Origin of the sequence: Veillonella sp. KGMB01456 (assembly GCF_023051165.1) — a bacterium.
Taxonomy (GTDB): domain Bacteria; phylum Bacillota; class Negativicutes; order Veillonellales; family Veillonellaceae; genus Veillonella_A.
This window is the reverse complement of the sequence record NZ_JALKIG010000015.1, coordinates 15,964-40,070: the sequence shown is the minus strand read 5'-3', so window position 1 is coordinate 40,070 and position 24,107 is coordinate 15,964. Positions and strand designations below refer to the sequence as shown.

Below are 24,107 nucleotides of genomic sequence, written 5' to 3'. Positions count from 1 at the left end.
TCCTACTTATTAGGCGGAGCCGTTGAGCCGCCGCCCGGAATAATACCGCCGTGCGTGTGATTTACTAGGCTCACGCCGTTAACTACTACATCGCCGGCGCCGCCGTTAATTGTCACAGTTGGCGCGTTGATTGTCACGCTGCCCGTGGCGTTAACTGTGATATTGCCGTTATCGTTGATAACGCTCGAACCGTCCGCAAACTTGACCGCTCGCACGCCTTGCCCGTTTGCCGGTGGCGTATCCTTGCTATTGTACATAGTGCCTAAGATATACCCCTCTGTGAGGTTGTTATCGTTGGCACTAAATAAGCACACCACCTGCTCGCCTACGTAAGGCAGCCAATACACCTTAGTATCTTGACTACCGGTAGTAATAATATGCAAGTCCGCACTAACTAAGTCGTCACGGTCCGGAAATGTAACACGAGCCGTCATGTCCGCCGGGTTAACACTCGACACAATCCCGACGCGCGCTAAATTGCGTAGTACCTTCTTAATATCCATTTAAGCACCTCCGGAGTTCTACGGATGTCGTATATCCGCCGCCGACCTTATGCGCCGCCTTAGTGATAATGTACTTCCCGTCAAACTTTCTAAATCCTTCAACGGTTACCGTAAGCCCTGCCGACAACCTAATATCACCGGTTAAAGTCATTGCGCCCGTGACTTCGTCCTTGTTCTTTTCCCGTAACTTATTACGGGCGAGCCGTTCCGCCTCTGCGATACTCTCGACTTGTTGGTTAACCTGTAGCACCTTGCCCGTACTCTTATTTGGATCCGTATAGGTGTACTCGATTACAGCTTTAGTCTTGGTATCGGTGTGCTTAACGTGGCACGCCTTGTATATCTCACGTGTGGAGCTTTTAAAATCCCACGATGTGAGAGTTATTACCGGGTCTACCGTTGTCGCCGGCGTCGTCGCTTGCGGATTCCGCAATACCGCCACGGGCTCGGCCTGCTCGTATTTGTACTCCTCAAATATAACGACTTGATTATCGGTAACCTTAAGAGCAAGCCCGGCGTCCTTACAGCATTTTTGTAAAAACGCCAGGTCGGACTCGTCGGACTGCTCTATCCGGTCGTATTTAATTTCCGCCGTGGTGTCGTAGTATAACGTACACCCGGCGGCCGTGGCCAGCTCATTAGCTACCGCTTTTAGTGTGGTCTTTTCCCAACTCCGGGACTTTTCCACTCCTCGGAGGGCTGATGCCTCCGGCACGCTAACCGCGCCTATGCTTACCGTGTGCGGTGGATATTTTAGAGTTACCTCATCAATTTCAAACTCTCCGCAGTCTAGCCGCATCAGGTCTCCTTCAAATCGCCAATGCTCTAGCACAATGGCCGCCCGGAGCTTGGCTCCTTTGTCCGGTAGCCAGTCCCCTAGCCACAACTCCGCCACGTCGTGCAGGTCTACCGAAATGTCGTCAACCTCGCCGCTCATGGCGTCATTAAATGCAAAGCCCGTAACAAACGGCGCAATATCTTGCGAGATATTAACGCCGTCGTACGTGAGCTCTATATAAGATTTAGGCGCTCTCATGTCTTACGCCTCCACGGAGGGGCGTAGGTCACTGCATCGCGTGGTACGTCCGGTATAGTCAAGACTGTACCGGCGCTAAACCTCGACACGCCTACGTGTTGCCGGTTAGCCTGCATAAGTAAATACGTGTATGCTTCGCTACCCATTTGGCGCAAGGCGATCATGTCCCATACGTCGCCCGCTGCCGTTGTGTACTTGCTAGGCATAGCTTCTCCGCCCCCTCCTTGCTTCTAATTCTTGTAATTTCCGCTCCAGCTCATCGAGCACATCGCGCGCGGCTCGCTCGATTTGAGCAACTGTCGAGGCGTCCGCGTTGCCTTGTACGGTAATAGTAATCGGCGCGGACAAGGATACGCCACCGCCGCCAGTGCCTACATCCATTCCCAATAATTGGGCGGTCTTAGTCACGAGCCCCCGACTGCGGGCGCTATTATTGATAGGGATATACGCCTCCGGCGATTCTTCGGCAAACCACGCTAAATGTGCGCCCTTGCCTACGATGTCGCCCTCAGCGTGCCCCGGTAAGTCGACACCGGCGGGCGGACCGCCCATCTGGTTTTGCACCCAGTTAACGGTAGCGCTGATAGGGTTCGCGAGAAAATCCTTAAACCCTTGCCACTTATTCTGCGCCCAACTTACAAAGTCCGCTATTTTAGCCTCTGCGTCGGATATAAATCCGGTCACCGCACCGGACACCGTATCCCATCCGGCTACTAGCTGATTCCATAGCCACGTCGCCTCGTTAGCTATCCAGTCCCAGGCCGCCACCGCTGCTGCGGCTACATCGTCCCAGTAGATAATTAAGATAGCTATCAGGGCTATAATAGCAATAATCGCCAGCGCTGCCGGGTTGGCCGCCATAGCGCCATTAAAGAGCCACTGTGCGGCCGTCATTGCCTTAGTCGCAGCTACACCGGCCCACCGTGCCACGGTTGCCGCTCGTTCAGAGTTTTGTAAGGCTACAATAGCCGCCCGAGTTAACTCAATACCGGCTGATACAACCCTAAACCCTTTATAAGCGAGTACCAAGCCCGCCACAGCTGCGGCCATACTGAGTATGCCCTGCACTACTGCCGGGTGTTCCTGCGCTAATCGAGTTACCCACATTACCTGATTAGCGAGCCAACTCGTGCCGGCCGCGATGCTAGGAATTAAGGCGTCGCCGATAGTTACGGCCATAACACTAACCGCCGCCCTTGCCTGATTAAGTGCAAAAGTCGTTGTCTGCATTTTGGCCTGAAATTCCTTGTCGACACTGCCCGCTCTGCCCTCCTCATTAAGTCGGGCAAAGTTAGCCCGGAGCTTATCAGTACCTGCCGCCAGTTTTGCGATATTGTCCTGATATTCAGCCCCGAACATATTAGTTAAAATCTCAGCTTTGGCCGCGCCGTCGAGCTGATTAATCTGATCCAAAAGTTTTAAAGTCGTCCCTTTGGAGTCCTTGATAAAGTCCTCTTGTAACTGCTTGGCATCCATCCCCATTTGAGCGAGGGCCGCCTGAAACGATTTACCCTGTACCGGAGCCGTGGCGAGTTTTGTCATAAATGCATTTAAACCGGTAGACGCAACCTCTGCGGTATCGCCTAACTCGAGCATAGTCGTACCCATAGCCGCTATCTCGCCATTTGAAAAGCTCGTTTGTGCTGCCGTACCGGAGATACGCTGCATAACATTAATAATCTCGCCGCCTTTTGCGGTTGTTTGATCGTCGAGATAGTTGATAGTATCAGCTAACTCTCTAATCTGCGCCCGACCCTCCGTGGTGTCGATTTTGATACCGCGGATATTCGCAATTTTGGCCATTTGTTCGGCCACGATTTCGCCGTCCGTCTCAAATGCTTCACCCATTTTTACGGAAAGCGTGGTAAACTCTCTCAGTCCTTCGGCGCCTTGTACGCCCATTCGTGCGGATGCCTCCATAGCTCCGGCTACCTTATCCGGAACGATACCGAGCTCCGTCGACATGGATTTTACAGCATCGCTCATTTGGTAGTACGTTTCGGTGTATTGTAGATTTTCATCGCGCGCGCCGTCTACCTGTTTAGCCACGCCGGCCATAGCCTGCTCATAATTAATTGCTTCACGGGCCGCCAATGCTAAGGGCGCCGCTGCTATTGCTATGGTTGCGGCCGTACTTCTAAACCCGGCTACGGCATTAGTAAAATTGGCCTGCGCCGCAACATTGGCCGCCATACTAGCCCTTAGTGCCGCATTCCGAGCTGTCACTCCCTCGATCTCAGTTGCTACCTGCTTAAGGTTTCCGGTGTATTCCCGAGCCTTAGCATTGAGCGCATCCATCTGCGAGCGATACTGCGCTTCGGAAATTCTGCCTCGATTAAAAGCCTCAGTCAGTCGGTTTTGCTCCGCCGTGGTTGTTGCTAATCGCGATTTATACTGCGTAATTTTGGTACTAATGGCCACCATGCCAGTATTATACTGATCCGCCGATATTTTGCCGGCGTTAAATTTAGCAGTTAAAGCCTGCTGTCTTGCTTCAAGGTTGGCAATATTTTGCCGATAACTCGACGTTTTAACGTTTAAATCGGTCATAGCCGCCGAATAGGCCGCCTGTCTTGCCCTACTACCATCCATAGCGGCATTAAGGGCCGCCTGTGACGCTTGCACGTCGGACAGTTGGCCCTTTAGCCCCTTTTGTTTTGCATTTAAACTACTAATCTGCGCCCCGTAAGCCGCTATTTGAGATTTTGCGGAGTCCATGGCGCCGCTAAATCCGCTCGCAATTTGGCCGTTGAGCTTAAATTCGATTTCAAAAATTTTAGCCATTGGACCTCCTCCCTACTTGCCTGCCGCTTCTTCTCGAGCCTCGGCGATAGCCTCTTGCTCTTGCTTCACGACCTCAGTAATATCATCAAGCCAATAGGATAAATCCTCTAGTGTAAGATTCATCCAATATTCTGCGGGTCCGAAGTCTCGGAGTCGGGCTGCGATTCGTCGATAGATACTTCCGACGTCTCCGTCTCCGCTCTCATACTCCTCAGGGTCTCCGAGCCAAGCTGCAAAAAAGAGCCCACCGTCCAACACAACTTGTTATACTCGTACGCAGAGAGCGCTTTAATAATTCCGAGGTCCTCTTTCAGGGCACGCGCGGCAAGGCGCGCCTGGAATGCTTTAGAAAATGCCAAATCCGGCTGATGATTACCGGCACGACGCTCAGCCATTTCGCAGGCGTTAAAATCGTTACCGGTTAACTTTTCCAAACCGGCGATAAGTGTATCGTCATCGTATTTTTTAGTAACCATAATTATTTACCTAATGCCTTTCTGATGTCGGCCCAGTAATCGACGCCGTCAATTACACAAACGCCGTTCATAATGTCGATGTTGTAAAGTTCTTCGCCGTCAACAACGGCCTTAATAGCATTGATAGAAATATCTGTCGTGGAGCCTGTAGTCTCAGTATTAGCAAGTTTACCCATGCTAGTTTTAGTGACCCAACCACCCACCTGAACGGACACAGCGGATACCTGTAAGTCCCCGGTCTCAGTGTTTTCTGTTTGTTGTGCTCCGCGGAACTCTACTTGATGGTAGCGTTGTCGTGCGAATTTGGAGAGCGATTTTTCCACAATCTGCCACGTGATAGTCGCTTTCATGGACTTAAGTTGGCCGAGTGTTGGGACCTCTAACTCCCCGGCAAGCCCGCCGCCTTTGATGGTGCTTGTAATAAACTCGAGGTCTGGCAAGCTGACCTCTGCGACCCCGAACTCCTCGGAGCCATTAGCGTACACGGTAAACGTGATTAATTTGTCTCTTAATTGTTTAGCCATTTGCCCCTCCTATTACCCAAATAAAACGGATAAGTACTCAACGTCGTACTCTAAATCAAATACGATTTCACGCGCCGGGGATGGTGGAGTAAGGTATACCTTAAATCGGATAATACCGTCCATCAAATCCGTTTTAGCGTTGTCCGCCTCGCGGAACTCAACGCGCGCACCTAATAATGCCCCTTGTGCTACTAAGCTATTGAGCCATAACTGCGCGCTATTAACTACAGAGTCGACAAGTCGCAAGTTAGTAGGGTCGTCAATTTTACTCCAGTAGGTAGTAATCAAGGTATTAAGTACAAAGTTGAACATTCTGCGCACCGGGATAAATGTATCCTTCGGGTCTGTTGTGCTAGGGTATGCCGTGGTGCGGTTGCCCCACACACGCCACCCGCCGATAAAGTTCAAGGCTGTAACTACGCCCTGCCCGTTGAGGTAAGCCCCGCTCGCAGAGGTCAAGAAAATTTCTTTGCCGTCTTTAAGCACCGCACTATCGGCCTGGAGACTTTCGTTAGACGGGGACTTATACGGCAAGTTACCATAGTCGGCGTCGGTCTTAGCTAATACGTGCGCAATTTGAGTGGATAAATGATATTGACGGCCGCCAAGGCTAACTTTTGGCCACGCCAAAACTTGACGCGTACTATTAAAGTTATTCTTGTTTTTCCATGCGGAAACGTCCGCATAATTGCGCACTGTTTCGGTATCAACATCCGCGATAGACATTGCACTAAATACGCCGGATACGTTGGTTTCTTTAGCTTTCATAACCGCCGCTACTGCCGGCTTGTGGCTCCAGCCCGGCGCGATAATCGTACAAGGCACGAGCCCAAACTGTGGGAATACCTGATGTACAAGCTCTAAGCCTTTAAGATCGCCCTCGCTGTCGATACCGCCGATAATGTCATCCTCTGTTACCATACTGGCGTCGACGTGGTCATAGCTTACCACTACAGAGGTGGCATCCTCTGTCAAAGCGATAACGAGTTGCTCGTCATCGTTATACGTTGCCGTGTAGTCCTTATCGAGTTGCAACGGTTCCGCCGCTTGTGTTTTGCGCACGACTAACGTATCTAAGAGTACCGGCTTATCGATAGTGCCCATATTATCGGTCAAGGCCAGAGCCTCATTAGTTACTGTTTTTTTGTGCTTTTTAGGGTCAAGCACATTAATAAAAACAGCCGGGTACACCTGGAATAATGCAAACTGAGAGTATACAACCTCAGAGAGGGTATAATCTGCCCAATTTTTACTATTACCGATACGGGTAATAGCCTCGCTGTAGCTTGTCACGAGTAACGGCTTGTTGGTGCCGATTGGGTCTTTAGATAAGTGCACCGGTGCGGTGCCGACTACAACACTAAGCGCTGTATCGACGCGCGTCGGTGGTACAATCGCGGTTGCCGTCTCACGGCCATAGACTCCGTGCCCGTATACATCTGCCATTATTGGTTACCTCCTTTAGTAAGTCGTTCCTTTGCCTGCTCGTATGCGGCTTTTAAGGCGCTCCCCTGTGTATTGAGTTGTGCCTCTGCCTCGCCGACACGATTAAGCGGAATAAATAAAGTTTCAAGTAACGGATACACTGCTTTTACTTGCTTAACGATGGCCGGTACGCCGTCGATATAGACGCTACCGGTAATCAGGCCTAATTCAAATTTGTTAGGCCCTAAGTACATAACTTGCGTCTTATCGGTAGTTTTGGCCGTCGCGGTTTCGATGGTTTCCACGGCTTCGGCCGCTGCCTTTACTTTTGTTGCCATTAGTACTGTAGCTCCTCTCTAATATCTTTAATTGTGTAAGTCGCTGTTATAACTGCCACCCAAACAGGGCGCGGTTGCTCCGATGGTATCGTCGCATCCACCGCACCCTGTAGGCGGTATTTATTGTCGATAGTACGGTGCTTAAGCATCGCCTGCCGGGTAGATTCTACGAGATTCACAATCTCGAGCCACCCGTCCTCATTATCCGTGCAATACGTACCGATGATGATATGGAGCGTCGCGGTAGATTCGCCGCGGGCGTCCGCGTCATCGTGTACCTGATTAATACGGATAGCGATATGCGGAAACGCGGCGTCCTCTTGCCGTGTCCGCTCTTTTAAATATCCAGGCACGCACTGAATAGCGCGGCCGTGAAGTTTTGGATCACTTGGGACAAAGTCCTTGTGCGCATCGGCTAAAAAGTCAGCCATAGCCATGGCTAAGTGTTGCGGCGTCATTTGTTACGCACCTCCTAGCACGTTATCGAGTACGCTCTCCAGTGCGGCCGCTGCGGTACTTTTCATATCATCGATAACCATAAGTCGTATATTATTTGTTCCTAGCATCCCGGTTACCGACGGCCCGTATAAGTCGCGTATATCATTACGCCCCTTACCTGTGCGTTCGACGACGGATAAGTGCCCGCTTTTGTAGCGAACTAAAAAAGCGGACTCAATGAGTCCGCCGCCGCCCTTACGCACCTGAGCCGTGACACCGCCACTCTGGCGTTGCCCGATTGGTACATTAGTCGGATTTATTTTAAATTTTGATAGCGCCATCGGGCTACTGCGTACATGAATGCCCGCCTCTAAATTACTCGCCCCGGCGCGCTTAACTGTCATAGTTTCATATACAGTTGATCGGTCAACATAATAATTCCGGACAATTAGCGCAGTGGCTTTGATTTTACCTTTGGTGGCTGCCTTATTTAAGGCCTTAGCCACCTCATTAGGCGCCTGTGTTGTAATAGATTGTAGTACATCGACTGCAATCTCCAACCCGGTAACGTCAATATTCATAGGTCGTCCCTCCAGCGTTGTGCCCCTCTAGGGTAATCACTAGCACGCCCATATCATCGTCGCAGTTTTTAACCTGAGTTAGGATGCCATCTAAATAAAAGCGCATACCCTGCTCCGGTACGCTCGGGAGTAGGCACTTTTTGACGTGCACTACGTACTCATCGAGAGATAACCCGTCGATGTCCTGCTTAGCAATCTGGATATGTTCCTTATTAGTCCGCCCCTCTACCACGCATAGCACGGTGTCACCGTTTAAATTGTGATAGTCTGCGAACTCGTCAGTATCCGCGATAAAGGCGTCGTCAATATCCCCCGCGGCCGCGTCCTTAAATGTAAGCATAGGCTTATCCCTCCAGTGCGGCGATTAGCTCCTCGCGTGGCATAGTGTCGTCGATGCCCTCATATTTTGCCAATACGGCCAATGCCTCATCGGTTAAAGCCTCGAGGATAACGTCCTCGCCTTTTAACGCATTAACGAGATCCACCTTATTACTGCGGTCGGATAATTTAATACCGAGCGCCGCGCCATAGTGTACAAGCTCTTTTTTGGACATGGCCTCAAACGCTGCCATGATAGCCTCATCATTTTCGGCGCTGTCGGTTTCCTCGATAACATCTGCCACCGTTTCTGCTGCCTCGACCGGCGCCGCCATATTACCGGCCGGACTAGCGGCGCCGAGTGCGATAAGTCGCATTTCTTCTTCGCCGCCGATTCCGTCGATAACCTCGCCCGGACCGTATAGCCCGGTCGAGGTCTTAATATACCAATTACAAATAATAGCCATACGTCGGACCTCCTAATTAGAGAACGGTTGCGATTTGGAACGCGTCAACATCCCAAGGAACATATAACGGGCGAGATTGAATTTCTAAGTACGTGGCGTCTGGGTCCTGCTGGTCAAGACGGCGGAGTACATACTCGCCCTCATACGTTACAAAATCGGAGGTGATGTTTGGTTTTAAAGTAATAGCGCCATACAAGCGGCTAAATTGTGCGTTTTCAGGAATAAAACAAATAGTCTTTTCAGGTACGAGAGACTTTTCGACGCCATCAACCGGATCAACATACCAATTGTCGTAAGCGTACAAATTAACGCCCAAAATACCGGCAAGGTAGCCGTGATATTCGGCGCCGTCTCCGAGGTCCTGAGTGGATGCGCGGCCAAAGTCTACACTGCGGTTGTCTAATAATTCCAAAATACGTTTATTAGTTAAAATCGCATTGATTGTATTAGTATCCGCAATAATGGTATTTGGGCTAAAACCGCTAGCCTTGCGGCAGTTTGCACGCCAGCGGAGTAAGTCACCGATAATATCCGCGTCTGGGTTGCTCCATAATGCGCCACCGGATAAGGTTTCTTTATTAGTAAAGCCAAAGTCGACTACGTCGTCTACATCGTCACCTTTAACATGTAAAGAGCCTGTAAATAACAAGTCGGCCGCCATAGCTTCCTGAGAGCGAATAAGGTTATCTTTTAAGTCCTTAGCGTCCTCTGCTAAATACTGCACAGCACGCTCTGCCGGGGTCACCGCAGAATTAAACGGCTGTTCACCGGCGAGGCGAGTATCAAGATCCAAACCTTGTAATACGGTTTTTTCCTTTTTCATAGCCGGGGTGTATGTCATAGTTTTATAACCGGTACGACCTGCCACCGGTGCTGCTGCCAATGGCGTAACAAATGGAGTAATTGTGCGACGGCCTTTTTTTACATCAAAGGCGATAGACGCAGTGTGAAAGGTTTTCATATTAGAAAAGAATTTGTCTTTCAAGAAAGACGGTAAGTCCGGCGTACGTTGAATTACAGCGCCGAGGGTTTGGGGTGTGTAAAGTGCATCAAATGGCATTATTTGACCTCCTTGTTGGACTGTTTACGAAAATAAATATTTACAGATTTAGCCGCCTCGACTAAAGCGTCGGACGGGCCTTTCTTATCGCTACAAATTACGCCACTGATAAGAAACTCGCCGGTGTAAGCTACCAGCACCTTTTTATCATCGGCGGTAGTATCCTGTAACAATACGGCATCGAGCGCACTGTCGGCGGATGCTACCGGCGCAAAATTACCGGAGCCGTCGTTAGCCAACAACGTACCGAGTACATATTCGCCCGGCGTGATTTTAACTACATCAGTTACTACCGGCTGTTGTGTGCCGGCTAAAAGTGTTTTATAGCTGAGTTCGGACTCATTGAAGTATTTCGCCATTATTTTTTGCCTCCCGCGTAAAATTTATCGACCATCGCCATAGCGCGGTCTTGGTCTGTGACTTCCTTTTCCTTAGCCGTGCTAGTTGGCACAGTCAAAGAGTTAGAGGCGTCCTTTGCGTCTGCCAACATATCCGCTACCGGGTTTGTGGCTTTCAACAATTCTACGGCTACCTCTTGCGCGTTTTGCAAAGTCTCATACTTTGCCTTGTTGATGATTTCGGCGCGGCTTTCCGTGCTGATTTCATCGAGGGCTTGCAAGCGTTCGCGCTCTTGTTTGCGGCCCTCCTCCACGGCCGCGTTATAGATGTCAGCGTGGTCTGTTTTCAAGATTTCGAGTGTAAGTTCCATTTCCTCTCCTTCCGCGGCATCCTCGGCCGCAACATTAATATATTTGTCAACCGGCAAGCCCTTAAGGGCGTCCATGGCCATGGCCACGCCGTTAACAACTAAATCAGCACCGCGGACACATGCGACCATTTCGAGGTCATCGTCCACGGAGTCACAAAAGCCCTTTTCAAGGGCTGCCTTAGAGGTGAGCCACGTCTCAGCGTCCATCATGCCCGAGATGTCCTCGCGAGCTAAGCTTGTACGGGCTTCGTAGATGTCGATAAGTGCTTCTTTTGTGCTGTCGAGCATCTCGGCGGCTCGGCGCATTTCTGCGCTATCACCAATCGCCACCACGGCAGGGTTATGGATCATCATTTGACTGCCGAGTGCCATATGTACCGTATCCCCGGCCATAGCAATAACACTCGCAATACTAGCCGCCAACCCCTCAATAATTACAGTTTTATTATTTGGTAATGCTTTTAAGCGGTTGTAGATTGTTACGCCCTCGCTTACCATGCCGCCTATGCTATTAATATGTAAATTAATAGCTTGTTCAGGTTTTAGCCCCTCTAGGGCCTTAAGTACGGTATCAACGCCGATGCGTTCATCGTCCCAACTGTCATTAGATACGACGCCGTACAGGTCTACATCAATCGCCGGCGCTGTCGCCATCAGATTGGCCGGCGTTCGCACCGCCAACGTTAATTTGTTGTCCTTGCTCAAGTAATAACCCTCCTTCATCCATTGCGTCGTGCTCACGTACGCGCTGTGGTAAAATTTCATTTTCAAAATCCATGCCGGTAATCTGTGCTGCTTCACGGGCGAGTGTACTCATTCCGGCTTTAACTCGGATATTAGCCGCCTCTGCCTCGTCCTTAGGGTTGAGCTGTCCTTGTGCCGGGCCGTACCATTCAGCCCCGAGCCACGCCTCACGTTTTGCCGGGTCATCAAAAAAGCCCGGCGCGCTGATGCGGCCGAGCGTGATAGCTTCCGTGAGCCATTCCTCGTATATTGGGTTACAAAATTGGGTAATAAATTCGGATCGTGCAGCGTCTACCGATTTCCAGTATTCCAAGAGTGCCCCTCTTGATGCGCTGTATGAGCTGCTGAAATGCTTGATAAGTATCTCGTACGGTATCTCGAGCGCCGCGCCGATTTGGCTAGTTAAGGCCGTGACAAATTTATCAAAGTCGCTAGGTATTGGCGACTTCTCGACCGTTTTAACCGTCTCGCCAGGTCCGAGTACGTTAATAGTCCCATTCCCAAGCTCGATAGTGTCCTCGTGTTCGGTGTCTACCTGCTCCGCATAATCAATACCGTCAATCGGCGGCCCCTCGTCCGGTGTCGGAGTCTCAATAAATACGCTCATGAGTGCATTTACTAGTACTTTCACGACCTCCGCGTCGGTATACCGGCCTAAGAGTTTAATATCCTCGATGACTGGTGCCAATAGCGGCACGCCTCGAATTTGGCCGGAACGCTCAATATTAAGCACGTGCACGATGTTACGGCGTCCGGTTTTTTCGCCGTATTTCCGGATATAGGTATAATCCTCGTCTTGGTTATACCCCGTATACGGCGCCGTGAGTACATAATAGCCTACCGCCTCGCCGTACTTGCCGAACTTAACCCCGTGAATAATATCGTTGTCCTTTTCTTCTTCCCTGCCTTGATATTTAGGCGGGGTTGCGACTAAAAGAGACTCGATAACTTGCAGGCGTAAATAATACGGGTCTTTCCGATGCTGTATCATCGGCAGATTTACAAATGCATCACCGTACAGCATTTTTTCAAAAAATACTAAAGCCTGTAGTCCGTAAAAGTCTGTTTGTTGGCGGGCGTCGCAGTTGCGAGCCCACATGGCAAACTCTTGCTCGGTCTTACGTTCCCATTCGGTTTTAGCTTCCACCGATAGCCCGAGGGCCTCAAATCGGATATTAGCCTTTAACCGGAGACCTGGCCCGATAACGTTTGTCTTATTAGTTTTAAGTGCACCGGCCGCAATCGGCACGCCCTGTTGCAAGTCGACCGACCGAGCCCGTAGCATCTTAAAATTATTATCGATGTCATGACGGGCGTCTTTGGAATCCGCAATATAGCCCCTATTGGCTGCCTTGCTTGTATTGGCTCCGTGATTACTGTATCCGGAATTTAAAATCTCGCGACTACTGCGCACCGTGATAGTACGATTCCGGGCGCCTCGTGTGCGCCAACCTCTAGCCCTCATATGTCACGCGGCACAACACGCCACGACCTCCGGAGTCCTCGCTTTCCCTGCTCCAGCGCCTCCAGTTTTGCCACCTCACCGCGCCAAAAGGCGATACGCTCCTTCACAGAGTCCGCATCAGCACGCACGAGCTTACGGTTACCGACCCAGTATTCCTCACCGGTGGCAAGTTTTAAGTCTGCCCGGAGCCACATTGCCAGGTGTTCTCGTGCCTCTTCTAAAGTCCATGTCATCCGCTGTCACCTCCTTTTATAATTTAACTCCACCGCCTACCTTACGCCGGCGATACTTTGCCGGGGCTCGGGCGGTCTTGGTACTGCTATTGTTACCGATGTACGGTGTAAAATCTTCACGGCCGGCACGTTCGGCCAATGCTTCAAAATTTGGATTTAATATATTAATCGCCGCATGGTTGTAGTTCCGCACGTCGAGGGGCTCATTACGTTTTACCCCCGGCCGGAGCACCCATTTCTGGACGTAACGACCGCGGACAAGTTCCTCTGTCTTTATTTCGGCGAGTAGTCCTTCGAAGTACTTTTTACCGTACCCTTTAGACGGATCCAACGGGAAATGACAATACCGAGGCTCTCCCGGTAACTGTCTTAGGTCACTCATAATTAAGTCCTTGCCGGTGTCAACGCCGATTTTAAATAATTTAGCATTGTCATGCTTTTTTAGTTTAGTTGGCAGTCCGTCGATTATATCCTTATTCGCACCGCCCACGCCCTTAATAGCGTATACTCGATGATAGCGACGTTTTGAACAGTACCGATACACGGCTTGCGTCTTATTACCGCCAGAGTCGATGCATGACGCCGATACGCCACGCTTGCGGCCGTCGGCAAACGACCACCGCCCCCGAATGATAATATCGTCTAACGCATTCCACACAGCATCCTGTGCCGGGTCTCCGTATAATCGGTAGTATTGCACTCCGTACTGTTCGCCGTTGAGCCCCCAGCCCATGACCTCGCACTCGAGCCGGTCGTCCTGCGTATCGACTCCGGCCGTAAGTATAAGCACGCCGTCCGGTAAGTCGGCGCCGTACTCTTCTCGACGATCCATGAGCTCGTCTGTCGGTGGCGTTTCCACAGCGTCCTCGTACGGGATGCCCATTTCCGTATTAAAAAACGTCTTAAGCCCGACCGCCCCGAGCGCCTGCGCTGCTTCGTAGGTCTGATATAATTCGGCCCACGAGGTCCACGGACTCGCAAACGCGTTGATGTGGAAACTCCGGCAGTGCTTAGTCTCGAGATTTTCCGGCGCGTTGGCTATCCACCGGCCCTCTGAGTATAGGCGTTTCCACGCCCACTCGTCGGAAAGTGCGCCGCAGTGCTCGCAGCACATATAATATTTATTGGCTTCGGTGTCTGCCTCGAATTTATCCCATGATGGATAGACATACTCCCCGCAGGCCGGGCATTTTAAATGCCACACCTCCTGCGTGCCGTCGTTGTATAACTTTTCTATCCGGCTCGTGCCTTTACCTAATGGTGTCGATGCGTATATATGCTTACGATTGTAAAACGTCTTAGTACGTTTTTCGGCGAGCGACACCGGGTCGCCCTCGGCGCCGGCGGATGCCGGGAAACGGTCTATTTCGTCCGCTAATAGTACGCGAATAGGTCGAGATGCAAGCCCTGCCGGACTATTAGCCCCGACAAAGGTCAAATAACCGCCGGGAAACGTCTTATTTAATAGCGTATTTCCGCTATCTCTGGCCTTTGTATCGGCCATTTTCTCAGATAACACTTTTGTATCCCGAATAAACGGCGCGATACGTGTCTTACTAAATTCTTTGGCCAGGTCCAACGTCGGCACCATAAACATAATCGGAGACGGGTAAAAGTCGATAAAATAGCCCAGAATGTTTTTAATAAGCTGAGTTTTGCCAATTTGAGAGCCCGTCATGTACACGACGTCGGACACATCCGGGTTACTCACCGCGTCGAGCATCTCTTTTTGATATGGCGCCCGGTCTGTAGAGTATTTCCCGGGCTCCGCGCTATCCTCCGTCGATAGTACGACGTGCTTATTAGCCCACTCCGAGGCCGTCAATTTAGGCGGCGGCCGTAAGAGCTGGAATAAGTCACTAAATAACTGTTGAGTGTTATTCATTGTCGCCCTCCTCCACGTCCTCCGCTACGACGATAATGTCGCTATCGTCGTAAAACATAGTCGGCTCGTAGTCGGCTAGCTCGTTGAGTGCCCCGTCCACGCCCTCGGTTATGATGTCCTGTATTACGGGTAATTGAGTTTGTGATAACAATTTAGGGGCGAGGGTTGTCGGTAAGGCTTGCAGTTTGGCCTTGAAATTTAATAACATGCCGGCCATTACGGACTTGACGGTCTCGGAGCGATGCAGTCCGCCCTCCATAATTTGTAGCTTGCGTTCTTCTATCCTGCGCTTGACGTTTGTTAGTTTAATTTTCTCGTCCTCTAGCGGATTTTTGCCGCCCGCGCTTTTAGTTTCCTGTGTTTTAAAAGCGATATAGGCCTGTGTGCACTTGCGTACATCGTATCGGGCTTTACTCTCAACCTCCAAAACTCCGTCCTCACGTAACTGCTGCACCCGTCGCTCGCTAATGCCGAGTATCTTACCCAGTATCTTAGCTGTAACGACCCAAGGGTATGCGTTTACGTCCATGCCCTCACCTCCTTTCTGAAATTAAAAAAGCCAGGGTGTAGTGCCCTGGCTTTTTTAATCTGGAAACATATTAGATAACATGTATTTCTTGCATTCTTTATTTAGTTCTATAACTTTCTTTTCGTACTCGATAGCTTCCTGCGCTTTCCGCTGCATTTCACCGATGGCGTCGCGTGTCGCTTTGTCGGTGTGTATTTCAACTTTGAAATACTTTTGCAGGGCGTCCATTTGTAAATTGATGCCTGTCGCATATCGTGTTAAAAATCTATCGATTTCGCGATCCATAATCGCCGCCAAATAGTGCGGGTGCATGTCGTCCTTAAAAGTAATACACGCAAACCGACTATTTACCTCGCGCGGTTCCATAAGTACCTCGCACACGGCACGATTTACACCGCTGAGCGGTATAATATACGTTCCTGCCGGGTACTCTTTGCCTGGCTGTGCTCGTTCTATGTTACCCGCTTCACTAGCGAGTACTACTTTTCTGGCGTATAATTTCATAAACTCCGTAGCTCCCTATGTAATTCTTTGATTTTTTCGAGTTCTTCCTGACTCTGTGGGGTCGTTCCGACTAAATCATCTAAAAACGCGCCGAGCTCTAGCTCCGCCGCTTTTATTTCCTTATTGATGGCCACCAAGTCGAGCATATCCTGCACCACGTCCACCGGTGGCGGTGGCTCCGTAGTAGCAACGTATCGAGGTATATTGAGGTTAAAGTCGTTATTTTCTATTTCCTCAAATGTGGCCAAGTGCGAGTATTTGTCGACTACCTGCCGCATAATCACCGTTTTAATGAGCTTATTAATCTGTTCATCGGTCATAATATTAATTTTGCCCTGTTTTTCGAAGTCGCGGCTAGCATCCACAAATAACACGGTGTCGTCGGTTTTTTTCCGGTTAAATACTAAAATTGCTACCGGGATTCCGGTATTTAGAAACATGTTCTCCGGTAGTCCGATAACAGCGTCCAACAAATTACGCTCAATAAGCAATTTCCGGACCTTACCCTCTTTTGCACCACGAAATAAAACGCCGTGCGGTATAATTGCCGTCACCGTGTCGCCTATATCCAGGCCACGGAGCATAAATGCATAATCCGCAGTCGTCGGCATCGGTCCGTACCCGTCGTACGCCCTATGATAACGGGGCTTCCATTTGACCGAGTACGGCGGGTTCATGATGACGTGATCCACAGCCGGCGGCTGAAAGTCCTTAATTTCGTCATTCGCGATATTGATACGGCTGTACGTTTCGCTTTTTTCGAGCTTGTACAAGGCCTTAATTTCACCGGTTAAGCTGTCACCGTTGACGACGTAGCCCTCAGCATTCCGGAGGGCTAAATTAGCCAATAAAAACGGTACCGTTCGCTCGGAAAATTCCTCAGCGTAGACTGTGTAGTCTGCCCGGTCTCGCATATTAGCGAGCGTCAGGGCACCCGTGCCGGCGCATATATCGGCGTACCGGTGTCCGTCGCCTACAATGCCCCGAACTACGCGGACTATGCCGTCCGGCGTAAAGTCTTGCTTTAACTTGTCACGGTCTCCGTGTTCGTTTTGGTAGTCATCACGGAGTGAGTCCGCGAACTTATCCGGCGTATGCTCATCTAAATATTTTAGCAGCGCTTCCCGGCCATCGCCGAGCAGTGCATCGGTTAAGAGTTGCGGGATTTTGTACCCCTCTTTTTCGTTGAAATAATCATTTAAAATCAAGGCTCCCGCCTCCTCTCAATATTCTCAGTTTTGAAATAGAAATGAGTTTTAAAATTTCCTGTCACTAGCTTTTTATCTGGCGTCGGGGACCCACGGGCTTTTTATATTGCCGTGGGAGTACCTAAGTATCCCCTCTGTCCTTTTACACTAGACAAGGCGCCTCTCGCTCTTGCGCCACTTACCGGACTGCTTGTGTACAATCGAATGTGTAGAACGCATAGAGCTTCGGGCGTTAGTGGCAGTAGTACAACAGCCTCGCTTGCTCAGGTTAATCACATTAGCGCAACACTTGCCGCGTCGATTATTAAGGCAATCAAGGCGGCTACAGTATATTGTTGTCATGCGATAACCTCTCTTTTATGCACATACCAAAAGAGACGCCTCGCTAATATTCGGGCGTCTCTTTTGGGGTTTGTTAGGTATAAGTTTTAAGGGATAAAAACTATGAACCTGAGATGCATTGCTCATTCGTCAGTATTTGACACTATCATTATAAATCTTTTATACTGTCGCGTCACTGACAACTTACTGACAACTTTTAGCCCATTTTGTCAAGTCCTTACCCTTGCACGGTTGCCAGGGCTGCCGCCCCCCATAACAGTATAGATAAATCCTCGATACCCTTATCAGCATATCGCCACGCCGTGCGCTCCTCTACGCCCACCACGTCGGCTATTTCCGCCATTTTTTCCTTATTGATGTAATAGCGCCACACCACATTGAAGTAAGGCTCGTTGTTATATTCGCACTGCCTTTGATACGCGCTAAGCATAGCATCGACATGCGATAGCATGACCTCCGTACGCTCCTTGCTTTGGGCAATGGCCACGACTTTTATAAATCCTTTGGCATCAAATACCTCAGCGAGTACCGCCTGTAGTTGCGAGGGCATGCTCTCCGTCGTATTACTCACAGCCTCGTCAATGTGCGTCTGCAATTCTCTATAGCCTCGCAGTAGCTTTTTTGTATTATCGATATAGCGCTTGCGGATATACCGTGCCTGCTCTTTGCACTTTTTGTCGTATACCTCTATAGCCGTCTTAGATGCTAACTTTATAATTTCCGCCTGCGTATATGGTCTTTCTTTGTCAGTCATTCGCCCACTCCTTAAATTCTAACCGGTTGTTATTGCTTTGGTATCTAATAGGCAACTCAGCGCCTAAGGCGTACCCATACTCAATCATACAGCCCCGCGACTCGTGCCAATTATGCGCCAGCCATAACTCATCGCAACGGCTTAATAGTTCGAGGCACTTATCCATACCCGGCATATAATCCATAACTCGATACGCCTCTTCCCAGAGCGGCACCGGTGATATAAATACGTAGTCGTCGGGGTAGTCTATAGTTAAGTCATTAATCAATTTTTTAATGTTCTCTAAATTATCAGGGTCACCTCCGTACGGGTGTGCTACATATATTAGTTTCATCGGTAAAATACTCCTTTCCACTGATTAGATTCATCGTCCGAGGCCGCCCTTTTGCGCCATTCCTCGCTACATTTAATACTGCAGTACACCTGTTGCCGGTTTACCGCCCTAAATACCCGGTGGCACTCTTTGCATTTTGTAAAAATAGGGGGATCGGTTTTCGCCTCAGGCACCGCGGGCTTTGGCTTTTTATGCTGTTTTTTCCGCTCCCTGCTGTTGCGCCGATTAGCTTCATAACTACACGCTGCGCTACAGTATTTTCGGCCTTGTGTTGCTTTAAATTCTTTCCCGCACTCTTTGCATATTCTCGTCGGCAGTTCTTTCTGCTGCGGGTTTGCTGCAGATTGGCACTTTTCGCTGCAATATTGGCGCCGTCCGTCCGTCGTTGTAAATTCGGTACCACACACCGCACAAGTTTTGGAATGCATCGGCCGTTTAGCAACACGCGCAGCCTCCCGACAGGCGTTACTACAATACGCGATATAATGGCGGCTCCGGTGGAATTTTTGGCCGCATTGCTTACACGTTACAAGAGCTCCTAATTCAGGAGGTACTTCATCTCGTTGTTTCGCCTTCCATTTAGCATTATTGCGGCGCTTGCCTATCATCATACACAAATCACTACAATACGAGATACTGCCGTGCTCCGCGTCAAATTCCCTCTTACAAGTTTTACAAACTCGCCGCCCGGTTCGCTTTCTCGTTTCTTTTTTGGCTCGTTTTCTGGCCTGTGCCGCCAGTTTTAGCGCCTCTTGCTGTCGATTTTGTATATTGATGGCCACATTAATCGCCATGATAACGTTTTTCTCAGGGCACGCCGTGCCGCCTTGTATATATCGCCATCCGGGGCTCTCCCAATATCCGCCTTTACGCTCCGGTTTTGTCTTATGCACGCACTCCCCGCCTAGCTGGTTACGTGTTACATATTTAAACCCTTGCGCCTTTGCCTCCTCATAATTCACTCGACCTCACCGCCTCATTAATCCAATCTAACTCCCGTTTTACAGATACCTGCTCTCCAGCTACGTCTCTCAAGTCATCAATTAGCATACTTTTTAAGCCTCCTTAATCCTTGTAAAAAATAAACCAGCGACGGTCGCCCTTTTTATCGCCTAAAATCGGCATATGTCCTATGGCCGATAAAACGTCACCCGCGCTAATTTGACAGGTACTCCATTTCATAACCAAAGTGCCCCCGCTATCAAGGCAACGCCAGCACTCCTCAAATCCGGCTTTGATATACTCCTGCCAATCGTTAGGCAGTGTGCCGTATTTTTTGGCCAGCCAGGAGTTTCGGCCCGCCTTAATTAAGTGCGGCGGGTCAAAAATAACAAGTTTAAAACTGCCGGACTTAAAAGGCAGGCTCCTAAAATCGTATTGAGTCCCCGGCTGGATTACTAATCGACGGTCGCTCAGCTCCTCGTCAACCTCGCGGATATCATTAAATAAAATACGCTTGTCGTCCTTGTCAAAATAAAACATCTTGCTACCACAGCAAGCATCTAAAATAGGGTATTGCATTATATCCTCCTTTAGTAATAGCTGTTAGCCAAATTTGACTAACAGTCAAATCCCAAAAGCGCTATAAATTAAGTGCGCTACATACGTAATAAACAACCAAGCCAACCGCACGGTTAGGCATCCTTTATTCATTGTTTCAGCCCTCCAGCTCCGTAGTGTCCACTTTACCGGTCATTAACAATTCCAAAAGTGTATTTTGTAATTCTTTCAAATATTGGCTTTCGCAATTATTCAAATAGCGGATATGCTGCATATATAACGGCAGCATCTGCTCAATAATGGTTGATATATCCTTTTTGTTTTTATTTTCAAACTTAAACTCCCCCGCGTTTCTTGATAATGTCAAATACTTATCACCGGTAAGCTCATCCGCACCGAGATGTCGGAGTAATGAATTGACCTCTTTTAAGTTTGTATTTTCAGTACTTTGTAGTTTAGCCGCTTCTAACAGGTTATACTTCTCTGCTACCGTTATGTTAACCGTCAACTTTAACTTATTTTTTTCTTCATAAATACGGTTTAAATCATTGACAATATCTTTTATATCTCGGCGCTCTATCTCGTACTTTGGTATTTCGATAATATCGTACTTTTTAAAATTACAAGCGATAGCCTTTTCTACCTCAACGGTTTTACAAAATCCCGGTATGTTTTCTCCACTCGCTATAGCTTTGACCACGCGGCCTATACAGGCGTCATCATAAATCTTAAACTCTTTCTTATATACTCGATTAGACATATGATCCTCGCCACGTTGTGCGCGTATTTCAACAGCAAAATTTTCGGCATTATCGACAAAAGACACTTGCTCAGAGTTAGGGGCTATCACTAAACACTGAGTCCGTATTGAGGTACTATCAAACATATCACCGGCATTATATACAACCGCCCTAATTAACCGATTCCGTTCTAATACCGCCCGGCACTCGTGCTCCGTGCTACTATTTGGGTTAAGTGCTCCGGCGGGTAATATAAATATGCCCTGATCTGTATCTGCCTCTATCAAAGATTTAATAATAAACGCATAATTCGCATTACTCGCCGGGGGCGTTACCGTCTCCCCTTTAAACTGAATAGGTACGGCATCCCACTTTAAATTAAACGGTGGATTGGACACGACTAAATCGCATTTAGGCATCACAAGTCCGGTCTCCTTTACAGAACTAAATTGATTTCCTGGGGTCAAGGTATACGATTTATAAATCTCGCCCGCTAATAAATTACCGTGTACTACAATAGCCGACATGTTGCGCAAGGCCAAATTTAATAGCAAAAAACCAATTACGCGCCCATCTAATTCCCAACACACAAATTCTAGATTTTGGTTCATTTCCCAACAAGCAATAGATAATGCCCCACTACCGGCGCACGCATCAAATATAGTTTTTACATCATCTGGCGCAAGTGCGGCGGCCAATCGGCCTAAACTTTTAGGTGTGTAATCTTGTTTTTTGCCTGCTCTATCGGCCAGCCAAAACTGGTAAGCACTTTGCAGCATATCGCGTCCTTCAACGCCCACAATATCAATATATCGACTCAAATACTCGTCTTTATCTTTCTGTATTAATATCTCCGGCAAAACCTCCGATAACTCCGCTACAGAATCAACCTCGAATATATCTAGTATCTGTTTAGCTGTTTCTTTTAATTCCATTACGGTCGCCACCTCCCCCCTGTCTCAGCGATTAACCAAACAAAGGCGCCCGTCGCAACTAAACAGGCCGTTAAAGGGTCGATATAATCAACGACACTGACAAGTATTACCATAATAAATAAATAAATCGCTATGTCCTTAATCATGCTTATCTCCTCGTTTTTTGTAGCCCAACATAACCCCTGCTATACAAAGCATTACCCAGGCAATCAACATAAGCCAGTAAGCGCCTTTTATTAATACCGACAGCCCCGCAAGTATAGGTGCCAATATTAGTAAGAATTTAAGTATCATTCGTCATCCTCCCCGGGAGCGCCGAATATATACACAAATACGGACACGGCCGCATTAGCCAACGCTAAGAAAAATAGCCAACCAATACCGGCTACGTCGTATGCGATAAAGATTAGTACAATATTACATATAGTTAAAGCTAGTTTCATCTATACGAGTCCCTCCTTAATTTAATCGCCTCTAATAAGGCGTTTTGTCCTTTTTCCTTACGTTCAAGTGCTCTCATAACCTGACTATCGATAGTACCGGTAGTCAATAAATGGTAAATCGTGACTAGGTGCGTCTGCCCTTGCCTATTTAAACGGGCGTTAGCTTGTAAATACTGCTCCAAACTCCATGTCATCCCGTACCACACTATGACGTGGCCGCCCTGCTGAAGGTTTAAGCCGTACCCGGCTGATGCGGGATGGGCTAGCAGCATTTTAATTTTGCCGGCGTCCCACGCCTGGAGAGTCTCATCGTCTGAGAGGTCCACAGCATCCGGAAACGCTGCCCTGATAGCTTCCCGGTCGTGCTTAAAATTGTAAAATACTAAGAGGTTGCCCTCTCTTGACGCTATCTCTTTTAATGCATCCACTTTTCGAGTGTGGATGGTTACCACGTCGCCCTCGTCCGTGTATACGGATCCGTTCGCAAGCTGTAGCAGCTTATTAGATAAGGCCGCCGCACTGGCGGCACTGATTACCTCGTCTTGTGGTAATGCAAGTACAAAATCCCGTTCCATATCGTTGTATGTGGCCTCTTCATCCGGCGTAAGGGATACCTTGACTACCCGACTTATATAGCCGTCCTGCATGGTTATTTCGTCCATAACGTCCTGCTTCTTCATGCTTAGGCAGATGTCCCGTATCTTACTATGGATAGCCGTATCCGCTCCTTTTCGCAGCTTGTACGAGTAAACAACGTGGCCATTAGTCATGGCTGGCGTAAAATACTTACTCCGGTAAGCCGTTATAGTCCGGCCGAGGCGTTCGCCGGCATCCAATAAATAGACTTGCGCCCATAGGTCCTCTAGGGTATTCGGCGCCGGGGTACCGGTGAGTAAGACAATCCGGATAAATACGCCCCGCTGCTTTTTGAGAGCCTTAAACCGTTTGGCCTGCGGGTTTTTAAAATTGCTCGACTCATCAATAATCAACATGTCAAAGGGTAGTTGCTTGTATTGCTCGCAAAGCCATACCACCATCTCACGGTTAATTATGTATATATCGGCATCCGCCGCCAGCGCTTGCCGGCGCTTATCCTCGGAGCCCATAACCTTAACGACTCTAAGGTCTTTAGTGTGGTCCCATTTCTGGGACTCCGTCGCCCAGGTGCTATCGGCTACCTTTTTAGGCGCTATGATTAGCACCTTGGCCACTGCCCAGTCGTCAAGTAGTGCCTTGATCGCGGTTAGCGTGATAACAGTCTTACCGAGTCCCATGTCAAGCATCAGGCCATAGTGTGTATGAGTCAGTAAGGCGTCAATCGCTGCCCGTTGATAACTATGCGGTGTGAATTGCATGTCTTACTCTTTCCACGTAGTCATCGGCGCCGGCTAGCCCTACCAAGACGTCGACGTTAGCGCCTTTGCGTTTTAATTTGTCAATCTGCGCCGCTTGCAAAGGCGACAGTCTACCGCTTAATGTTTTAAGCTCAATAAAATCAACCCGGCCGCCGGGATATATGACAATCCTGTCAGGCACCCCGGCGTTATTTGGGGATATAAATTTATAGACTAAGCAGCCTAGCTCTTTTAGCTTAATTGTTAGTCGTTTTTCTATTTCTTTCTCTGTCCACTCCATAAATACACCTCGTACTGATTCTTGAAAAATAATTGCGGGTGTTCCAGTGTATCCAAAAAGCCCCTATATTATATACGGGTATACGTGATATATGCATTTTTACGCGCGCGCGCATATAATAATAAATATTAAAAAATAATATAATTAATATAATAATTGGATACATTGGCTACACTACTACTAAACCCCTTGTAAGT

30 protein-coding genes are annotated in these 24,107 nt (G+C 48.8%); all 30 read right to left on the bottom strand.

Annotated elements, in window-relative coordinates:
* Positions 1-2: 2 nt before the first annotated feature.
* Positions 3-503, bottom strand: coding sequence for a phage baseplate assembly protein V (locus MXE28_RS06090; RefSeq protein ID WP_021841173.1), 501 nt, complete (start codon positions 501-503; stop codon positions 3-5).
* On the bottom strand, positions 493-1,539 hold the full coding sequence (locus MXE28_RS06085) for a contractile injection system protein, VgrG/Pvc8 family (protein WP_247239948.1): 1,047 nt from the start codon (positions 1,537-1,539) through the stop codon (positions 493-495). The genes MXE28_RS06090 and MXE28_RS06085 overlap by 11 nt, the downstream gene beginning before the upstream one ends.
* Positions 1,536-1,745, bottom strand: coding sequence for a phage tail protein (locus tag MXE28_RS06080; RefSeq protein ID WP_247239947.1), 210 nt, complete (start codon positions 1,743-1,745; stop codon positions 1,536-1,538). The genes MXE28_RS06085 and MXE28_RS06080 overlap by 4 nt, the downstream gene beginning before the upstream one ends.
* Complete coding sequence (locus MXE28_RS06075; RefSeq protein ID WP_247239946.1) at positions 1,738-4,323, bottom strand: phage tail tape measure protein; 2,586 nt, start codon at positions 4,321-4,323, stop codon at positions 1,738-1,740. Before MXE28_RS06075 ends, MXE28_RS06080 begins: the two co-directional genes overlap by 8 nt.
* Before the next feature lie 119 nt (positions 4,324-4,442).
* Positions 4,443-4,799, bottom strand: a complete 357-nt coding sequence (locus MXE28_RS06070; RefSeq protein WP_247239945.1) for a hypothetical protein — start codon at positions 4,797-4,799, stop codon at positions 4,443-4,445.
* Between the two features lie 2 nt (positions 4,800-4,801).
* Positions 4,802-5,323, bottom strand: a complete 522-nt coding sequence (locus tag MXE28_RS06065) for a phage major tail tube protein (protein ID WP_247239944.1) — start codon at positions 5,321-5,323, stop codon at positions 4,802-4,804.
* A 12-nt stretch (positions 5,324-5,335) separates the two neighbouring features.
* Positions 5,336-6,769, bottom strand: a complete 1,434-nt coding sequence (locus MXE28_RS06060; protein ID WP_247239943.1) for a phage tail sheath family protein — start codon at positions 6,767-6,769, stop codon at positions 5,336-5,338.
* Positions 6,769-7,086 carry a hypothetical protein gene (locus MXE28_RS06055; protein ID WP_247239942.1) on the bottom strand — a complete coding sequence of 106 codons (318 nt, stop codon included), beginning with the start codon at positions 7,084-7,086 and terminating at the stop codon, positions 6,769-6,771. The genes MXE28_RS06060 and MXE28_RS06055 overlap by 1 nt, the downstream gene beginning before the upstream one ends.
* Positions 7,086-7,544: a hypothetical protein gene (locus MXE28_RS06050; RefSeq protein ID WP_247239941.1), complete on the bottom strand. Its 459-nt coding sequence runs from the start codon at positions 7,542-7,544 to the stop codon at positions 7,086-7,088. The genes MXE28_RS06055 and MXE28_RS06050 overlap by 1 nt, the downstream gene beginning before the upstream one ends.
* Before the next feature lie 3 nt (positions 7,545-7,547).
* The gene (locus MXE28_RS06045; protein WP_247239940.1) at positions 7,548-8,105 is read right to left on the bottom strand and encodes a phage tail protein; all 558 of its coding nucleotides are present in this window, start codon (positions 8,103-8,105) and stop codon (positions 7,548-7,550) included.
* Positions 8,095-8,445, bottom strand: coding sequence for a hypothetical protein (locus MXE28_RS06040; RefSeq protein WP_247239939.1), 351 nt, complete (start codon positions 8,443-8,445; stop codon positions 8,095-8,097). Before MXE28_RS06040 ends, MXE28_RS06045 begins: the two co-directional genes overlap by 11 nt.
* Positions 8,446-8,449: 4 nt before the next feature.
* Positions 8,450-8,890, bottom strand: coding sequence for a hypothetical protein (locus tag MXE28_RS06035; protein ID WP_247239938.1), 441 nt, complete (start codon positions 8,888-8,890; stop codon positions 8,450-8,452).
* A gap of 16 nt (positions 8,891-8,906) precedes the next feature.
* The gene (locus MXE28_RS06030; RefSeq protein ID WP_021841160.1) at positions 8,907-9,950 is read right to left on the bottom strand and encodes a major capsid protein; all 1,044 of its coding nucleotides are present in this window, start codon (positions 9,948-9,950) and stop codon (positions 8,907-8,909) included.
* A complete protein-coding gene (locus MXE28_RS06025; RefSeq protein WP_156704055.1) occupies positions 9,950-10,309 on the bottom strand; it encodes a hypothetical protein in 360 nt (119 codons plus the stop codon). The genes MXE28_RS06030 and MXE28_RS06025 overlap by 1 nt, the downstream gene beginning before the upstream one ends.
* Positions 10,309-11,364: a head maturation protease, ClpP-related gene (locus tag MXE28_RS06020; protein ID WP_247239937.1), complete on the bottom strand. Its 1,056-nt coding sequence runs from the start codon at positions 11,362-11,364 to the stop codon at positions 10,309-10,311. The genes MXE28_RS06025 and MXE28_RS06020 overlap by 1 nt, the downstream gene beginning before the upstream one ends.
* The gene (locus tag MXE28_RS06015) at positions 11,291-12,868 is read right to left on the bottom strand and encodes a phage portal protein (protein WP_247239936.1); all 1,578 of its coding nucleotides are present in this window, start codon (positions 12,866-12,868) and stop codon (positions 11,291-11,293) included. Before MXE28_RS06015 ends, MXE28_RS06020 begins: the two co-directional genes overlap by 74 nt.
* Positions 12,865-13,062, bottom strand: coding sequence for a DUF6148 family protein (locus MXE28_RS06010; RefSeq protein WP_247239935.1), 198 nt, complete (start codon positions 13,060-13,062; stop codon positions 12,865-12,867). Before MXE28_RS06010 ends, MXE28_RS06015 begins: the two co-directional genes overlap by 4 nt.
* Before the next feature lie 55 nt (positions 13,063-13,117).
* Positions 13,118-14,986 carry a phage terminase large subunit family protein gene (locus MXE28_RS06005; protein ID WP_021841155.1) on the bottom strand — a complete coding sequence of 623 codons (1,869 nt, stop codon included), beginning with the start codon at positions 14,984-14,986 and terminating at the stop codon, positions 13,118-13,120.
* Entirely contained in the window at positions 14,979-15,515 is a 537-nt protein-coding gene (locus tag MXE28_RS06000; protein WP_156704049.1) for a hypothetical protein, read from the bottom strand. The genes MXE28_RS06005 and MXE28_RS06000 overlap by 8 nt, the downstream gene beginning before the upstream one ends.
* A gap of 54 nt (positions 15,516-15,569) precedes the next feature.
* Positions 15,570-16,019, bottom strand: a complete 450-nt coding sequence (locus MXE28_RS05995) for a hypothetical protein (RefSeq protein WP_021841153.1) — start codon at positions 16,017-16,019, stop codon at positions 15,570-15,572.
* The gene (locus MXE28_RS05990; protein ID WP_247239934.1) at positions 16,016-17,227 is read right to left on the bottom strand and encodes an N-6 DNA methylase; all 1,212 of its coding nucleotides are present in this window, start codon (positions 17,225-17,227) and stop codon (positions 16,016-16,018) included. The genes MXE28_RS05995 and MXE28_RS05990 overlap by 4 nt, the downstream gene beginning before the upstream one ends.
* Positions 17,228-17,786: 559 nt before the next feature.
* Positions 17,787-18,323, bottom strand: coding sequence for a hypothetical protein (locus MXE28_RS05985; RefSeq protein WP_021841150.1), 537 nt, complete (start codon positions 18,321-18,323; stop codon positions 17,787-17,789).
* Positions 18,316-18,657 (bottom strand): DUF4406 domain-containing protein, encoded by a 342-nt coding sequence (locus MXE28_RS05980; RefSeq protein WP_021841149.1) that lies wholly within the window; start codon positions 18,655-18,657, stop codon positions 18,316-18,318. Before MXE28_RS05980 ends, MXE28_RS05985 begins: the two co-directional genes overlap by 8 nt.
* Entirely contained in the window at positions 18,654-19,619 is a 966-nt protein-coding gene (locus MXE28_RS05975; protein WP_156704042.1) for a hypothetical protein, read from the bottom strand. The genes MXE28_RS05980 and MXE28_RS05975 overlap by 4 nt, the downstream gene beginning before the upstream one ends.
* 103 nt (positions 19,620-19,722) lie before the next feature.
* Positions 19,723-20,178 (bottom strand): DNA N-4 cytosine methyltransferase, encoded by a 456-nt coding sequence (locus MXE28_RS05970; protein ID WP_021841146.1) that lies wholly within the window; start codon positions 20,176-20,178, stop codon positions 19,723-19,725.
* A gap of 136 nt (positions 20,179-20,314) precedes the next feature.
* The gene (locus tag MXE28_RS05965) at positions 20,315-21,832 is read right to left on the bottom strand and encodes an N-6 DNA methylase (RefSeq protein WP_156704040.1); all 1,518 of its coding nucleotides are present in this window, start codon (positions 21,830-21,832) and stop codon (positions 20,315-20,317) included.
* A 138-nt stretch (positions 21,833-21,970) separates the two neighbouring features.
* Positions 21,971-22,126 carry a hypothetical protein gene (locus tag MXE28_RS05960; RefSeq protein ID WP_021841143.1) on the bottom strand — a complete coding sequence of 52 codons (156 nt, stop codon included), beginning with the start codon at positions 22,124-22,126 and terminating at the stop codon, positions 21,971-21,973.
* Positions 22,123-22,275: a hypothetical protein gene (locus MXE28_RS05955; protein ID WP_021841142.1), complete on the bottom strand. Its 153-nt coding sequence runs from the start codon at positions 22,273-22,275 to the stop codon at positions 22,123-22,125. Before MXE28_RS05955 ends, MXE28_RS05960 begins: the two co-directional genes overlap by 4 nt.
* Entirely contained in the window at positions 22,272-23,630 is a 1,359-nt protein-coding gene (locus MXE28_RS05950; protein ID WP_247239933.1) for a DEAD/DEAH box helicase, read from the bottom strand. The genes MXE28_RS05955 and MXE28_RS05950 overlap by 4 nt, the downstream gene beginning before the upstream one ends.
* On the bottom strand, positions 23,611-23,910 hold the full coding sequence (locus MXE28_RS05945) for a VRR-NUC domain-containing protein (RefSeq protein WP_247239932.1): 300 nt from the start codon (positions 23,908-23,910) through the stop codon (positions 23,611-23,613). The genes MXE28_RS05950 and MXE28_RS05945 overlap by 20 nt, the downstream gene beginning before the upstream one ends.
* Positions 23,911-24,107 lie beyond the last annotated feature (197 nt).

Bases quoted from the DNA above. Each gene is read 5' to 3' on its own strand.
- MXE28_RS06090 (WP_021841173.1), bottom strand. From the start codon at position 503: ATGGATATTAAGAAGGTACTACGCAATTTAGCGCGCGTCGGGATTGTG.
- MXE28_RS06085 (WP_247239948.1), bottom strand. From the start codon at position 1,539: ATGAGAGCGCCTAAATCTTATATAGAGCTCACGTACGACGGCGTTAAT.
- MXE28_RS06080 (WP_247239947.1), bottom strand. From the start codon at position 1,745: ATGCCTAGCAAGTACACAACGGCAGCGGGCGACGTATGGGACATGATC.
- MXE28_RS06075 (WP_247239946.1), bottom strand. From the start codon at position 4,323: ATGGCTAAAATTTTTGAAATCGAATTTAAGCTCAACGGCCAAATTGCG.
- MXE28_RS06070 (WP_247239945.1), bottom strand. From the start codon at position 4,799: ATGGTTACTAAAAAATACGATGACGATACACTTATCGCCGGTTTGGAA.
- MXE28_RS06065 (WP_247239944.1), bottom strand. From the start codon at position 5,323: ATGGCTAAACAATTAAGAGACAAATTAATCACGTTTACCGTGTACGCT.
- MXE28_RS06060 (WP_247239943.1), bottom strand. From the start codon at position 6,769: ATGGCAGATGTATACGGGCACGGAGTCTATGGCCGTGAGACGGCAACC.
- MXE28_RS06055 (WP_247239942.1), bottom strand. From the start codon at position 7,086: ATGGCAACAAAAGTAAAGGCAGCGGCCGAAGCCGTGGAAACCATCGAA.
- MXE28_RS06050 (WP_247239941.1), bottom strand. From the start codon at position 7,544: ATGACGCCGCAACACTTAGCCATGGCTATGGCTGACTTTTTAGCCGAT.
- MXE28_RS06045 (WP_247239940.1), bottom strand. From the start codon at position 8,105: ATGAATATTGACGTTACCGGGTTGGAGATTGCAGTCGATGTACTACAA.
- MXE28_RS06040 (WP_247239939.1), bottom strand. From the start codon at position 8,445: ATGCTTACATTTAAGGACGCGGCCGCGGGGGATATTGACGACGCCTTT.
- MXE28_RS06035 (WP_247239938.1), bottom strand. From the start codon at position 8,890: ATGGCTATTATTTGTAATTGGTATATTAAGACCTCGACCGGGCTATAC.
- MXE28_RS06030 (WP_021841160.1), bottom strand. From the start codon at position 9,950: ATGCCATTTGATGCACTTTACACACCCCAAACCCTCGGCGCTGTAATT.
- MXE28_RS06025 (WP_156704055.1), bottom strand. From the start codon at position 10,309: ATGGCGAAATACTTCAATGAGTCCGAACTCAGCTATAAAACACTTTTA.
- MXE28_RS06015 (WP_247239936.1), bottom strand. From the start codon at position 12,868: ATGAGGGCTAGAGGTTGGCGCACACGAGGCGCCCGGAATCGTACTATC.
- MXE28_RS06010 (WP_247239935.1), bottom strand. From the start codon at position 13,062: ATGTGGCTCCGGGCAGACTTAAAACTTGCCACCGGTGAGGAATACTGG.
- MXE28_RS06005 (WP_021841155.1), bottom strand. From the start codon at position 14,986: ATGAATAACACTCAACAGTTATTTAGTGACTTATTCCAGCTCTTACGG.
- MXE28_RS06000 (WP_156704049.1), bottom strand. From the start codon at position 15,515: ATGGACGTAAACGCATACCCTTGGGTCGTTACAGCTAAGATACTGGGT.
- MXE28_RS05995 (WP_021841153.1), bottom strand. From the start codon at position 16,019: ATGAAATTATACGCCAGAAAAGTAGTACTCGCTAGTGAAGCGGGTAAC.
- MXE28_RS05985 (WP_021841150.1), bottom strand. From the start codon at position 18,323: ATGACTGACAAAGAAAGACCATATACGCAGGCGGAAATTATAAAGTTA.
- MXE28_RS05980 (WP_021841149.1), bottom strand. From the start codon at position 18,657: ATGAAACTAATATATGTAGCACACCCGTACGGAGGTGACCCTGATAAT.
- MXE28_RS05970 (WP_021841146.1), bottom strand. From the start codon at position 20,178: ATGCAATACCCTATTTTAGATGCTTGCTGTGGTAGCAAGATGTTTTAT.
- MXE28_RS05965 (WP_156704040.1), bottom strand. From the start codon at position 21,832: ATGGAATTAAAAGAAACAGCTAAACAGATACTAGATATATTCGAGGTT.
- MXE28_RS05960 (WP_021841143.1), bottom strand. From the start codon at position 22,126: ATGATACTTAAATTCTTACTAATATTGGCACCTATACTTGCGGGGCTG.
- MXE28_RS05955 (WP_021841142.1), bottom strand. From the start codon at position 22,275: ATGAAACTAGCTTTAACTATATGTAATATTGTACTAATCTTTATCGCA.
- MXE28_RS05950 (WP_247239933.1), bottom strand. From the start codon at position 23,630: ATGCAATTCACACCGCATAGTTATCAACGGGCAGCGATTGACGCCTTA.
- MXE28_RS05945 (WP_247239932.1), bottom strand. From the start codon at position 23,910: ATGGAGTGGACAGAGAAAGAAATAGAAAAACGACTAACAATTAAGCTA.